Raw genomic sequence first — 14,038 nt, forward strand, 5'->3', positions numbered from 1 at the left:
CGATGACCGGTCTCATGACGACTGAAGGGGGAGCCGGGAACCGGCGCGGTGCGCAGGGGCTTCTTCCCCTGTCGTTCTCGCAGGAACGACTGTGGTTCCTGGATCGCTACAACCCGGACTCCCCGCTCTACAATCTCCCCGCCTACCTGCCGATCTCCGGGGATGCGCGGCCCGACATGGTCTCCGCCGCGCTCGATCTCATCGCCGACCGCCACCAGCCGATCCGGACCCGCTTCGTGGCGGTGGGCGGAAAACCTCATGCCGAGCCGGTGCCGGATGCCGCAATCCCCTTCGAGGTCGAGGACTTCGGGTCGGACCTGTCCGACGACCGGTTCAACGCGGAACTCGCCAAGGCCTTGAAGGAGGTCGGGGACCGGACCTTCGATCTTGCGGCCGGACCGTTGATGCGCGCGCGCCTGCTCCGGCGCGGCACGCGCGATGCCTGGCTCGTCTACTGCCTGCACCACATCGTGTCCGACGGCTGGTCGATCGGTATCTTCCAGCGGGAGTTCAACGCGATCCTGGAGGCCTATCGGGCCGGGGAGCGGCCGGTTCTGCCCGCGCTGCCGATCAGTTTCGCCGACCATGCCGCGCGCCAGCACGAGGCCTTCAACGGCGAGCGGGTGGCTGTACGTCTCGCGGCCTGGAAGGAAAAGCTGGCCGGGGACGACCTTGTGCTGCCGCTGCCCGCGGACCGGCCGCGTCCGGCCCATCTGACGTTTGCCGGCGCGACCCAGAGCTTCGCGCTCGACCCTGATACGAGCAGGGCTCTGGCGGAACTGGCGCGCGGGCTCGGCGTCACGCCCTTCATGCTGTTCCTGGCTGCCTTCAAGGTGTTCCTGTTCCGTATCACCGGCAAAAGGCGGGTGATCGTCGGCTCACCGACGGCGGCACGCACCACGACCGATGTGGAACCGCTGATCGGCTTTTTCGTCAACAGTCTCGTCATGGTCAGCGATCTAGCGCCGACGATGACATTCGCCGAGGCGCTGATGGCCGTGCGGGAGACGACCCTCGACGCGCTCGGAAACGAGGATCTTCCCTTCGAGAAGATCGTGGAAGCGGTGCAGCCCGTGCGCAGCGCCAACATCAACCCGATCTTCCAGGCCATGTTCGACTTCACGGGGACGACGATCGCACCCGACGCGCCCTATTATCCCGACCCTCCGGCCTCGGTGAACACCAGCACGTCGAAGTTCGACCTCACCTTGCAGATGCAGGCGATGGGAAACCGGTTTGCAGGAACCTTCGAGTATTCGACCGAGCTGTTCTCGCACGAGACGGTCACGCGCTGGCACGAGGGGTTTCGCGAGATGCTGGCCGCGGCGGCGCGCGACAGTGAACGCGCCATCGGCACGCTGCCGGTGATGAGCGCGGGGGATCGCGACAGGCTCGTCACGGCATTCAACGACACCGGCCGGCCCTTGCGCGAGATCTCGATTCCCGAGCGGTTTGCGGAATGTGTTGCCGCCCATGGCGATGCGCCGGCGGTGCGCTGTCTCGGCCGGGACCTGAGCTACACGGAGTTTGACGCGCGCACCAATGCCTTCGCCCGGTTGCTCGACGCATCGGGCCTCGAAGAGGGGGCGGTGGTCGCGTTGTGCATGGACGGATCCGCGGAACTCGCGATTGCCATGTTCGGGATCCTCAAGTCGGGCCGTGCCTATCTCGCGCTCGACCCGCGCTATCCGGACGGACGCATCGCCTACATGCTGGAGGACGCGGGTGCCGCCATGGTCGTGACCCAGAGCGACCTCGCGCCCCGTTTCGCTGCGATGCCCGTGAGCGCGCGCGAAAAGGTCGTCGTCTTCGACCGGGGCGAGGATCCCGCCGCCGGCCTGTCCGATGCGGCCCTGGAGACGCGGGTGCATCCGCGCCAGCTTGCCTACGTCATCTACACCTCCGGTTCCACCGGGCGCCCCAAGGGGGTGATGATCGAGCATCGCAGCGTCATCAACCTGATCGCGGGCACCGTGGAGGCGCTGGGCCTGGGGCCCGGCGACCGGATCCTGCAGTTTTCCTCCTTCGGGTTCGACGTGTCCGTGCGCGAAATCTTCGAGGCGCTGCTGTCGGGTGGCGAGATCGTGCTTGCCCCGCGCGTCGACATGCCGGCGGGCGAGGAGCTTTTCGACCTGCTCGAGCGCGAGCGGATCACCTCCATAACGCTGCCTCCGTCGCTGTGGGCGAGCCTGCGCGCCCGCCCCTTGCCGGATCTCCGGAGCGTGGTGTCAGGCGGCGCGGCGCTTCCCGAAAGCGTGGTCGGGAAATGGGGCGCGGACCGGGGGTTCTTCAACGCCTACGGGCCGACTGAAACGACGGTCGGAACGACCATGCACCGGTGCCGGCCGGGCGAGGGGAAGCCGACCATCGGCGGGCCGCTGCCCAACTACCGGCACTATGTGGTCGACGAGAATCTCGAACTCTGTCCCATCGGTGTGGCGGGGGAGCTTCTCATCGGGGGAGCGGGGGTGGGGCGTGGCTACATGGGCCGGCCGGACCTGACGGCGGAGCGGTTCCTGCCGGACTTCCTGAGCGGTGACGAGGGGGCCCGGCTTTATCGCACCGGTGATCTCGCGCGTGTCCTTCAAACCGGCGAGGTCGACTATCTCGGACGTATCGACGACCAGATCGAGTTGAGGGGCTTTCGTATCGAGCCGGCGGAAATCGAGGAGGTGCTCAAGGAGCAGGACGGCGTCAACAATGCCACGGTGCAATGCGTGACGGGCGCGAACGGGGAAAAGCGCATCGTCGCCTATGTGGCGACCCGGGACGCCGGGGCGGGCGGTGACATTCTGGCGCGCGCGCGCGGACTTCTGCCCGACTACATGGTGCCGGCCCAGGTGATCCCCATTGACGAGGTGCCGCTGACGCCTGCGGGAAAGGTGGACCGTGCGCGCCTTCCGGACGCCGAGGCCGAGCTTTCCGCGCGCATTGCGGAAGGCGCGCGCGAGGCTTCCGCCAATCGCGCGGAGGCGCTCGTCCACCGTGTGTGGGCCATGGTGTTGGGGCACGACGGCTTTGGTGTTACCGACAATTTCTTCGCACTCGGCGGGCATTCGCTTCTCGTCACCCAGGTGACCTCGAGGCTCGGCGAGCAACTCGACGCGGATGTTTCCATCCGGCTTCTGTTCGAGGCGCCGAGCGTTCGTGAGTTCACGGCCGCGCTTGCCGCGCGCATTGAGGATCTCGATGCCCGTCTGGACCGGCTCGACCTGCCGGTCGCGGGGGACGGCGACGGCCAGGCGGACCAGATGGCGGATGGCGAGCCGCGGGCGGGCCGCGATGGCGCGGGCGAACGCGGGGAGGGCGCGCGCCGGGACGGCGGCTACGGACGCATCCGGCCGCGTGCCGCAGGCGTCGAGCCGCCCTTGTCCTTCGCCCAGGAGCGATTGTGGTTCCTCGATCGCTTTGCGCCGCACGGCAATGCCTACAACGGGCTCGTGTCGCTGGTGCTGCCTGCTCCGGTCGATCCGCGCATGGTGGAGCGGGCCATCAATGCGGTCGTCGCCCGCCACGAGGTATTGCGCACGGTTTTCGCCTTCGAGGGGGGGCAGGCGGTGCAGAAGGTGCTGCCGCGTCTGCGGCTAAAGCCGGAGATCTTCGAGTTTCCCGATGCGCCGGGCGCGGCCGACAGCCCCGCGATCAGGGATCTCATCCGCACCGAGGCGCATCGCCCCTTCGATCTCGCAGAAGGTCCGCTTCTGCGCGCGTGCCTGGCGCTTGCCGGGGACGGGTCGGCTTGCGTGATCCTGCCGATCCATCACGCGATCTGCGATGCCTGGTCGACCGGGCTCCTGCAGCGTGAGGTGCTGGAGGCGTATCGTGCGCTGGGTCTGCGCGAAAAGCCGTCTCTGCCCCCGCTCGAAGTGCAATACGGGGATTTCGCCCTGTGGCAGCGCCAGCGGCTCGCCGGTGGGGAGATCGAGGGGCTCGCCGGATTCTGGCGTGACGCGCTCGAGGGCGCGCCGAGCCTCATCGACCTGCCGCTCGACCGGCCGCGCGGCCCGGGGCGGATGCCGGAAGGCCGCGTGACGGGTTTTCGCGTGCCCGACGCGGTGCACGAGGACGTCGAGGCGCTGGCGTCCCAGACCGGTGCGACCAGCTTCATGGTCTACCTGGCCGCCTTCGCGGTGTTCCTCAACCGGCTGAGCGGTCAGGAGACGGTGGTGGTGGGAACCCCCATGTCGCATCGGGACAGACCGGAACTGGAACCGCTCATCGGCCTGTTCACCAACACATTGCCGATCCCGCTGAACTGCGGGGAGGGGGGGAGCTTCGCCGAGCTCGTGGAGAGCACCCGGGCCATGGTGCTCGACGTGTTCCAGCACAAGGACTTGCCCTTCGAGAAGCTGGTGGAGATCGTGCGCCCGCCCCGCCAGCTCAGCGTGGCGCCGATCTTCCAGGTGATGTTCTCGCACCAGAAGGGGCTGCAGGCGATCACGCTCGACGCCGAGGGCGAGGCGAATGTCGCCGTGGCGGGGGCCAAGTTCGACCTGACCCTGTTCGTCAACGAGACGCCCGAGGGCGCGAATGCGGTCTTCGAATATGCCGCCGACGTTTTCGATGATGCGACGGTACGGGCGTTCGCCCGCCAGTTCGAGACCTTGCTGTGCGGTCTTGTCGAGGACCCGGACGAGGTATGCGACCTGGTGCCCCTCGCGGATGCGGATGCGCTCGAAGAGGTGCGCCGGGTCTGCGACGGCGGCGGCCCGGAGACGGTTCCGGACGTTCTGGAGCTGATCGAGCGGGCGGCGGCGCGGGAGCCGGGCGCCCCGGCACTCGAGGGTAGCGACGGTGTCGTTTTCGACCGGGCGGGATTTCTGGCGCGGACGGAACGCCTGGCGCGCGGTCTGAATGCGAAAGGGGTCGGGCCGGGCGACGTGGTTGCCCTGCATCTGGGACGTGGAAGCGATCTGGCCCTGATGCTTGCCGCGGTTCTCAGGGCGGGCGGAACCTTTCTCAACGTGGCGCCGGACCTGCCGCCGGCCCGCAAGGCGATGATCGTTGCGGATGCCGGTGCACGGCTTGTCGTGGGCATGCCGCTTGACGGTCTGGAAACGGACGACGCGGTCGTGACGACGGATGTGGCAGCTCTGGCGGAGGCTGGCCTGGACGCGGAGCTGCCCGACCTGCCGGACGGATGGGCGCACGGCTATCTGGTCTACACCTCGGGCACCACCGGAACGCCGAAGGGCGTTCTCGTGCCGCGCTCGGTGCTCGACCGGCTGGTGGCTTGGCAGGTGGCGCAACCGGACTTTGCGCCGGGACTGCGCACGCTGCAGTTCTCGCGTCCCGGCTTCGATGTCTCTCTTCAGGAGATGCTGGCGACACTGGCCTCGGGAGGGACGCTTGTCACGCTCGAGGAAACCGAACTCTCCAATCCCGGCGACTGGCCACGGCTTCTCGCCCGCCATCGCATCGAACGGATGTTCCTGCCATTCGTTGCCCTGCAGCAGCTTGCCGTCGGCACGGCGAGCGAAGGCGGGGCGGAAACCCTTGGCCTGGCGCTGCGCGAGGTCATCACGGCCGGCGAGCGGCTCGTGGTCAGCCCGCCGATCCGCGCGCTGTTCAAGGGGCTGGACGAGGGGGCGGTGCTCGTCAACCAGTACGGCCCGTCGGAAACCCATGTGGTTACCTCCTGGACCCTGTCGGGCGACCCGGAGCGGTGGGAGGATGCGCCGCCCATCGGCCGACCGGTTTGGGGCGCGCGGCTCCAGGTGCTCGACGCTCACGGATATCCGGTTCCCGAAGGCGTGCCGGGCGAGCTCTGTGTCGGCGGCGAGACGCTGGCGCTTGGCTATCTCGGGGCGCCGGAGCGCACCGCCGAGCGTTTCCTGCCCGACGGGAGCATCCCCCGGGGCAGGCCCGCCGCACGGATCTATGCGACCGGCGATCGCGTGCGGATTTCACATGGTGGAGCCCTTGTCTTCCTGGGACGGGCCGACGAACAGGTCAAGATCCGGGGATACCGGGTCGAGCCGTCCGAGATCGAACAGGTGCTTGCCGGGCATCCGGACGTGGCCCAGGCGGTGGTGCTGCCGCGCCGCCATGCGGCCGAGCAGGACAGCGGCGGGGTCGGTCTTGTCGCCTATGTGCGTGCCGCCCCCGGTGCCGATCCCGATCCCCGGATGCTGGATGCGCATCTGCGTGCGCTCCTGCCGGAGTTCATGGTGCCCGCATCCTTCGTCGTGGTTGAGTCCTTCCCCAAGGCCGCGTCCGGCAAGATCGACAAGCACGCCTTGCCCGCCCCGGTGCGACTGGTTCGCCAGGACGGGGAGCGGGTGGCGCCGCGCACCGACCTGGAGCGGCGGATCGCGGCGGTCTGGATGGAGGTGCTCGGTCTGGAGGACGTCGGGGTGGAGGACAGTTTCTTCGAGCTTGGCGGCCAGTCGCTGACGGCGACGCAGGTGGTCTCGCGCCTCAACGAGGGGCTGGGGCTCGACCTGCCGTTGCGCGGAATTTTCGAAACCCCGACCGTTGCCGGGCTCGCCGCCATTCTCCAGGACGCCGACGGGCCGGCCGCGACAGGCACACGCAGTGCTCCGGCAAATGCCGATGCCGGGCGGGTAAGCGGTGCGGCCGGTGACTGAAACGGGAGTGGGTGCCGGGGAGCGGGACAGGTGAGCGGAAGCCGGGATCTGGAATTCGCGGACAAACGGGCCAAAGGCGGCGTGGTCCCGCACGCCCATGCTCTCGTCTGCCTACCGCCGGCCGGAGCAAGCAGTGCCTATTTTCAAGAGTGGCCCGCGCTTTTCGGGCCGCATATGTCGGTGTTCTCCCCGGAACTTCCCGGCCGGCTCTCGCGCTTTTCCGATTCCCCACTCACCTCGATCCGTGCCATGGCCGATCATGTCCTGCAGGAGATGCGCGGCCATGGATGGCCCGGGTCGTTTTCCGTCTTCGGACACAGCATGGGTGCGCTTGTTGCCTTCGAACTCGTGCGGGCCATCGAGGAACGCGGTGATGCACGCCCCGCGATGCTGCATGTCTCGGCTCATGCCGCGCCGCATGTTCCGCGCCGGCCGGGGCCGGATCTTGCAAGCGATGCGTCCGTCATCCGGCATTTCGCCAAGCTGAACGGCCGGCCGGCATCGCGCGACCTTGTGGAGCTGATGCTCCCGACGATCCGTGCCGACCTTGCCGCCTGCGCCAGCTACGAGTCGCCCGGCGATGTCGTCCTGACAACGCCGATCACGGCGCATCACGGGACACGTGACAGCTCCGTGGGGCCGATGCACCTCACCGGCTGGCGTCGGCATACGCGGGGTGGATTCCGGGTCCGGCAGCACCCCGGAGATCACCATTTCCCGCTGGGATCCGCCAAGGGGCTCGTTGCGGAGATCGTTCGGGACGCCGCTGTGGCGTGAGGAAGCCTGATGGCAGGGAAGGGAGAGGCGGTGATGTTCGAGACCACGCAGAGCTTCAAGGTCGTGGTGAACGACGAGGGGCAATTCTCGCTGTGGCCGGCCGACCGGGTGTGTCCCGGCGGCTGGCGCGAGGAGGGGACGCGCGGTCCGCGCGAGACCTGTCTGGAGCACATCAAGTCGGCATGGCGGGACATGCGTCCCCTGAGCCTGCGCCGCGCGCTGGGCGAGGAGGTCTGACGCCGTTCCGGTGTCGGTTGCCCTGTGCATTTTGAGGCATGGGGAATGGCTCAGTCGAGACTGTCGGCGATATCGGCCTCCGTTGCCTCCGGCGTCAGGCTCTGTTCGGCTTCCGCTGTCGGCTGGCGGGTAAAGCCTTTCATCCCGGCGGTTTCCTCGTAGTCGCGCGGGATCTCGACCGGGCTCACCACATAGGCGGTGATGAGTTCGGCGAGCGAGCGCAGCGCGTGCATGTGGATCCGCTCATGGCCATGCGAGCTGTCGACACCGAAGGTGATGAGCGCGGTGCGCACGTCCGCGCCCGCTTCCACCGCACTGGCTGAATCGGAGCGGTAGTAGCGAAACACGTCCTTCTGGTAGCGGATGTCGTTTTCCTCGCACAGCTCCACCAGCTTCTTGGTCAGGTGGTAGTCGAAGGGGCCGGTCTGGTCCGCCATGGAGAAGGTGACGCCGAACTCGCGCGAGTTCTGCCCGGGCGCGGTGGTGCCATTGTCCACGGCGATCATGGAGGCGACGTCCGGGGTGATGATCGAGGACGCGCCGACCCCCACCTCCTCGGCGATGGTGAAGAGCCAGTGGATGTCCACCGGCGTTTCGGCGCCTTGCTCGTTCAGCGCCTTGAGGGCGGCCAGCATGACCGCGACCCCGGCCTTGTTGTCCAGGTGACGCGAAACGATGAAGCCGTTGTCCAGAAACTCCGGGTTCGGGTCGACGGCGACGATATCGCCGATCTCGATGCCGAGTTTCTCCAGGTCCTCGTGATTGAAGGCAAGCGCGTCGACGCGCAGTTCGACATGGTCCCAGCCGATGGGGGAGGTGTCGATCTCGTCGTTGAAGGTGTGGCCGGACGACTTGAGCGGCAGGATGGTGCCACGATAGGCCCCGGAGCGCGTGAAGATGGTGACGCGCGCACCTTCGGCGAAGCGGGCTGACCAGGTTCCGATGGGCACGAGCGAAAGTCGCCCGTTTTCCTTGAGGAACTTCACCTGTGCGCCAAGCGTGTCGAGATGGGAAACGAGTGCGCGCGCGCCACGATGCTCGGCGCCCTTGCGCACCGCACGCATGGCGCCCCGCCGGGTCAGTTCCACCGAAAGGCCGAGACGCGTCAGCTCCGCCGAAACGTGCCGCACGATGGTGTCCGTGTAGCCCGTCGGGCTCGGAATCGCCATGAGGGCATCGAGCGTCGCGGCGAGATAATCGGTGTCGATGGCAAGGCGTTTCATGCGTGGGCCTCCGGGTTGGCGGTCTCCGCTGCCGCCTGCCGGACGGTGGCGGGCATGGACTGGGGAAACAGAAGGTCGACGAACCGCTCGGCCGTCGGCTGGGGCTCATGATTGGCGAGCCCGGGCCGCTCGTTCGCCTCGATGAAGCGATAGTTCGGCGCGGTCGGGTTGCGGACCATGAGGTCTATCCCGGTCACCGGAATCCCGATGGCGCGCGCCGCGCGGACCGCCGCGTCGACCAGAACGGGATGCACGATGTCCGTAACGTCGTGGATGGTTCCGCCGGTATGCAGATTGGCGGTGCGACGCACCTGCAGCTCCTCGCCGGCCGGCAGAACCGTTTCCGTATCGTGGCCGGCGGCCTTCAGCGTGCGCAGGGTTTCTGCATCGAGGGGAATGCTCGATTCCCCGCCGGTCGCGGCCGCCCTGCGGCGGCTCTGGGAGGCGATGAGCTCACCCACGGTCTTGCGTCCGTCGCCGATGATGGAGGGAGGGCGGCGCACCGCGGCGGCGACAAGCCTGTAGTTGATCACGATCAGGCGGAGATCCTCGCCCTCGACGCATTCCTCCAGAAGCACCGTGTCGCAGAGGCGCCCGGCCTCCTCGATCGCGTGGTCCACTTCTTCCATGGTGGTCAGTCCCACGAAGACGCCGCGCCCCTGTTCTCCGCGTGCGGGCTTGACCACGACCCGAGCGTGAGCGGCGAGAAACGCCTCGACAGCCTCGCGTCCGGCATCGGCCGTGATCTCCGCCGGCACGTCGATGCCGGTCTTCTCCATCAGCGCCCTGGTTGCTGTCTTGTCGTCGCAGATCGACATGGCGACAGCGCTCGTCAGTTCGCTCAGGCTCTCGCGGCAGCGGATGGTGCGGCCGCCCTGCGAAAGGGCAAAGAAACCGCGCTCGCCGTCCGTGATGTCCACGCGGATGCCGCGACGCCTTGCCTCGCGCACGATGATGCGGGCGTAGGGGTTGAGCGTCTCGTCGTGATCGGCGCCGGTGTAGAGCGTCTCGTTGATCGGGTTCTTCCGTTTCACTGAGAAGTAGGGAACCCGGTAGAACCCGAGCTTCTCGTACAGGGTGATGGCCTGGGTGTTGTCGTGCATTACCGACAGGTCGAGATGGGCGAGGCCGCGCGCGGCGAAATACTCCGCCAGATGGCGCACAAGCGCCTCGCCGACGCCCGAGTGGCGCGCCTGCGGATCAACCGCCAGGCACCAAAGTGACGAGCCGCGTTCGGGATCGTTGAAGGCACGGGAATGATCGACGCCGGTGATCGTGCCCAGGATCTCGCCGGTGGTCTCGTCCTCGGCCAGGAAATAACAGACGGTACGCGCGTCCCGCGTCGACCAGAAGAAATTGGGGGGAACCGGGACCATGCCGCGTGCCGCGTAGATGCGGTTGATGGCCTCCGCGTCCGTGCGCGCGGTCAAGCGGCGCAGGAAGAAACCCGACTGGCCGCGGCGGGACGCACGGTAGGTCGAAAGCTCCAGCCGATAGGTGTGCGAGGGATCGAGGAACACCTCCTGCGGGGCGTTGGCGAGGACCACATGCGGATCGCGCACATAGACGGCGATGTCGCGGCGGTCGGGCAGTTCGCCCTCCAGGGCTTCCGCGATCCGGTCCGGGTCTGTGAAGGTCTGGCCGAAGATCAGCCGGCCCCAGCCGAGATCGAGCACGGAGTTGGGCGTCGGGCCCGTATCCGTCCTGGGCGTCTCGATGGGCGGCTTCATCCCCTGGTTCCTCATGCGCTTCAGCCGGTGAGCGCCGGCGTCGCGCGGCCGTGAGTCACGACCGGAGGGCGGTGTCTTGCGGGTGGTCATGACGCGCGGCCCTCAGATGCCGTTTTCCTGCAACCACAGCTCGAGCAGTGCGACCTGCCAGAGTTCCGAGCCGCGCAGCGGGGTGATGTGATCGGCCGGGGCGGCGAAGAGTTCCTCCAGCCAGTCCTTGTCGAACAGTCCGCGTTCCCGCGCCGCCTGCGAGGTGAGCGCCTCGCGGGCCATGTCGAGATAGGGGCCGTCGAGATACTTGAGCTGCGGAACGGGGAAGTAGCCCTTCGGCCGGTCGATGACGTCGGCCGGCACGACCTTGCGTGCCACGTCCTTGAGCACGCCCTTGCCACCCTGGGCGAGCTTCAGCTCCGGGGGAATGCGGGCGGCAAGCTCGACCAGTTCGTGGTCGAGGAAGGGGACGCGCGCTTCCAGACCCCATGCCATGGTCATGTTGTCGACCCGCTTCACGGGGTCGTCGACCAGCATGATCTCGGAATCGAGGCGCAGGGCCCGGTCGACGGGCGTTTCCGCTCCCTGTTGCAGCAGATGGGTTTCCACGAAGGCGCGGGCCTCGTCCTCGGCGCAGGCCCAGCCCTTGCCGAGCTGCCGGCCCAGCGTCGCGTGGTCGCGGTCGAAGAAGACGCGGGCGTAGTCGGACACCACGTCCTGCGACGTGGCGAGCGGCGGATACCAGTGATAGCCCGCGAAGACCTCGTCGGCGCCCTGGCCCGACTGCACCACCTTGATGTGCTTCGACACCTCCCTGCTCAGCAGGAAGAAACCGATGTTGTCGTAGGAAACCATGGGCTCCGACATGGCGCCGATCGTATCGGGGAGCGCGGCCATGAGATCGGCCGACGGCACGAAGATCTTGTGGTGATCCGTGCCGAAGCGGTTCGCGATCAGGTCGGAGTAGACGAACTCGTCGCCCTTCTCGCCCTTGGCTTCCTCGAAGCCGATGGAAAAGGTCATCAGACCCTTCTGACCTTCCCCGGCGAGAAGCCCGGTAATGAGGGAACTGTCCACGCCGCCCGACAGAAGGACGCCGACCGGGACGTCCGCGACCATGCGCCGGCGCACGGCGGTGAGAAGCGCGTCATGCACCCTGTCGCGCCAGTCCTGTGCCGTGAGCCGCGCGTCTGCTTCCGAGCGGGCGTAGGTGGCGTTCCAGTAGCGGCGTTCGCTGCTGGTGCCGTCGGCCAGAACGCGCCGGATCGTCGCGGGCGGCAGCTTGTGCACGCCGGCAAGCAGGGTGCGCGGCGCGGGAACGACAGCGTGGAAGCTCATGTAGTGGGCGAGCGCGACCCGGTCGATGTCGGTCGAAACCTCGCCGCCGGCCAGGATGGCCTGCAGGGTGGAGGCGAAGCGGAGCCGGCCCGGTTGCTCGGCGAGATACATCGGCTTGATGCCGAAGCGGTCGCGGGCAAGTGTCAGCGAGCCGTCGCGCCGGTCGAAGACGGCGAAGGCGAACATGCCGTGGAAGCGGCTCACGCCATCCGCTCCCCAGGCGTGGAATGCCTTCAGGATCACTTCGGTGTCGCTGGTGGAGAAGAAGCTGTAGCCAAGCCCCTCGAGCTCCGCGCGCAGCGCGGGGTAGTTGTAGATGCAGCCATTGAAGACAAGCGTCAGGCCAAGCCCGGGATCGCTCATGGGCTGGGCGGCCTGATCGGTGAGGTCGATGATCTTCAGCCGCCGGTGACCGAAGACGAAGGGTCCCTGTCCCGCAACACCCGCGCCATCCGGGCCGCGCGGGGCAAGCCTGTCCGTCATGCGCGCGACGGCCTTGGCGTCGGCAAGATTTCCATCGAAGCGAAATTCACCGGCGATGCCGCACATATTTCGATGCCTCTTCGTTTTTGAACCCGTCAGGATCGAACCGCGTTCCTTTCAAGTACGCACAAAACGGTCGAAAGTTGCAAACCTCGAAGCGTGAAAAGACGTTTCCGAAGTTCCGGTTACTTCGTCCGGCGAAGCAGTTGCCAGCAGGCGAGGCCACCGGGTGGGGTGAAAAAAGGCCGCGCCGGATATCCGGCGCGGCCGATGGCGCGGGGAAGAAATTTCAGTCCCTCAGCCGAGGACCTCGGCGACAGCCGTACGCGTCGCCTCTACGATGCGTTTCGCCTCGGCCTCGGTGAGGCAGAAGGGCGGGGCAAAGCCCAGGATGTCGCCCTGGGGCATGGCGCGGCCGATCACGCCCTGGCGCAGAAGGGCGCCCGCGATCGCGGGGCCGACCTTGCCCGCGGTCTCGAAGGGCTTGCGGGTCGCCTTGTCGTCGACGAACTCGACCGCCGCCAGCAGGCCCTCGCCACGGACGTCGCCGACCTTCGCGTGACCGCCGAGCGCGTCGCGAAGCCCGTCGCGCAGCACCTTGCCCATGTGGCCGGCCCGCTCCACGAGCCCGTCGCGGTCGATGATCTCCAGATTGGCGATGCCCGCGGCCGCGCCGATGGGGTGGGCGGAATAGGTCCAGCCGTGTCCGATGGGGCCGAGCGCATCGGTGCCCTGCTCGAGAACCTCCCACATGCGCTTCGACACGATGGAACCGGAAAGGGGCGCGTAGGCGGAGGTCAGGCCCTTGGCGATGGTGATCAGGTCCGCCTCGATGCCGTAGTGGTCGCAGCCGAACATGGAGCCGAGACGTCCGAAGCCTGTGACCACCTCGTCGGCGACCAGCAGGATATCGTGCCGGCGCAGGACCGCCTGGATCGCGGGCCAGTAGCCCTCGGGCGGGGGAACGATGCCTCCGGTGCCAAGCACCGGCTCTCCGATGAAGGCGGCGATCGTGTCGGCGCCCTCACGCTCGATAAGCGCCTCGAGATCGGCGACGCAATGAGCGACGAAGTCCGCCTCGCTCATGTCCTGGTCGGGGCGGCGGTAGTAGTAGGGCGCCAGCGTGTGGTGGACCTGCGGCAGCGGCAGGTCGAAGGCCTTGTGGAAGAGCTCGAGGCCGGTGAGCGAGCCGGTCATGAGGCCGGAGCCGTGGTAGCCGCGCCAGCGCGAGATGATCTTCTTCTTGTTCGGCCGGCCAAGCACGTTGTTGTAGTACCAGATCAGCTTGACGTTGGTCTCGTTCGCGTCCGATCCGCCAAGGCCGAAGTAGACCTTCGACATGTTCTCGGGCGCACGCTCCATGACCATGTGCGCAAGCGTGATCGAGGCCTCCGTGCCGTGACCGACGTAGGCATGATAGTAGGCGAGTTCCTTCGCCTGGCTGGCAATGGCCTCGGCGATTTCCGGGCGTCCGTAGCCCACGTTCACGCAGTAGAGGCCGGCGAAGCCGTCGAGCAGGTCGTTGCCGTCACGGTCGGTGATGGTCGAGCCCGACGCGCCGGCGATCACGCGTGCCGGGCTTTCGCCGCGCGCGTGCTGGGCGAGGTGGGTGGAGGGGTGGAAAAAGGCCTCGCGGTCCCACTTTCCGAGCTGGTCGTTGGTCAGCATG

The 14,038-nt window shown here is 67.6% G+C and carries 7 protein-coding genes; 3 read left to right on the forward strand and 4 right to left on the reverse strand.

Annotated features, from left to right (window positions below):
• Positions 1-2: 2 nt before the first annotated feature.
• The 3 genes from ACYX4S_RS01810 (at position 3) to ACYX4S_RS01820 (ending at position 7,604) form a co-directional block, all read left to right on the forward strand.
• Positions 3-6,590 (forward strand): amino acid adenylation domain-containing protein, encoded by a 6,588-nt coding sequence (locus tag ACYX4S_RS01810; protein WP_476361664.1) that lies wholly within the window; start codon positions 3-5, stop codon positions 6,588-6,590.
• 81 nt (positions 6,591-6,671) lie between these two features.
• Positions 6,672-7,367, forward strand: a complete 696-nt coding sequence (locus ACYX4S_RS01815) for a thioesterase II family protein (protein WP_476362802.1) — start codon at positions 6,672-6,674, stop codon at positions 7,365-7,367.
• Between the two features lie 9 nt (positions 7,368-7,376).
• Positions 7,377-7,604 (forward strand): MbtH family protein, encoded by a 228-nt coding sequence (locus ACYX4S_RS01820; RefSeq protein WP_476361665.1) that lies wholly within the window; start codon positions 7,377-7,379, stop codon positions 7,602-7,604.
• 50 nt (positions 7,605-7,654) lie between these two features.
• On the opposite strand, the gene ACYX4S_RS01825 is transcribed toward ACYX4S_RS01820, so the two are convergent.
• The 4 genes from ACYX4S_RS01825 to ACYX4S_RS01840 all read right to left on the reverse strand — a co-directional run bounded on the left by ACYX4S_RS01825 (position 7,655) and on the right by ACYX4S_RS01840 (position 14,037).
• Entirely contained in the window at positions 7,655-8,827 is a 1,173-nt protein-coding gene (locus ACYX4S_RS01825) for an osmoprotectant NAGGN system M42 family peptidase (RefSeq protein WP_476361666.1), read from the reverse strand.
• Positions 8,824-10,557 (reverse strand): N-acetylglutaminylglutamine synthetase, encoded by a 1,734-nt coding sequence (gene ngg / locus ACYX4S_RS01830; protein ID WP_476361667.1) that lies wholly within the window; start codon positions 10,555-10,557, stop codon positions 8,824-8,826. Before ngg ends, ACYX4S_RS01825 begins: the two co-directional genes overlap by 4 nt.
• A gap of 102 nt (positions 10,558-10,659) precedes the next feature.
• On the reverse strand, positions 10,660-12,435 hold the full coding sequence (locus ACYX4S_RS01835) for an N-acetylglutaminylglutamine amidotransferase (protein ID WP_476361668.1): 1,776 nt from the start codon (positions 12,433-12,435) through the stop codon (positions 10,660-10,662).
• A gap of 231 nt (positions 12,436-12,666) precedes the next feature.
• Positions 12,667-14,037, reverse strand: coding sequence for an aminotransferase (locus tag ACYX4S_RS01840; protein ID WP_476361669.1), 1,371 nt, complete (start codon positions 14,035-14,037; stop codon positions 12,667-12,669).
• Position 14,038: the final 1 nt, after the last annotated feature.

Source organism: Stappia sp. ABD4_338, assembly GCF_056312175.1.

Bases quoted from the DNA above. Each gene is read 5' to 3' on its own strand.
- ACYX4S_RS01810 (WP_476361664.1), top strand. From the start codon at position 3: ATGACCGGTCTCATGACGACTGAAGGGGGAGCCGGGAACCGGCGCGGT.
- ACYX4S_RS01835 (WP_476361668.1), bottom strand. From the start codon at position 12,435: ATGTGCGGCATCGCCGGTGAATTTCGCTTCGATGGAAATCTTGCCGAC.
- ACYX4S_RS01825 (WP_476361666.1), bottom strand. From the start codon at position 8,827: ATGAAACGCCTTGCCATCGACACCGATTATCTCGCCGCGACGCTCGAT.
- ACYX4S_RS01840 (WP_476361669.1), bottom strand. From the start codon at position 14,037: ATGCTGACCAACGACCAGCTCGGAAAGTGGGACCGCGAGGCCTTTTTC.
- ngg (WP_476361667.1), bottom strand. From the start codon at position 10,557: ATGAAGCCGCCCATCGAGACGCCCAGGACGGATACGGGCCCGACGCCC.
- ACYX4S_RS01820 (WP_476361665.1), top strand. From the start codon at position 7,377: ATGGCAGGGAAGGGAGAGGCGGTGATGTTCGAGACCACGCAGAGCTTC.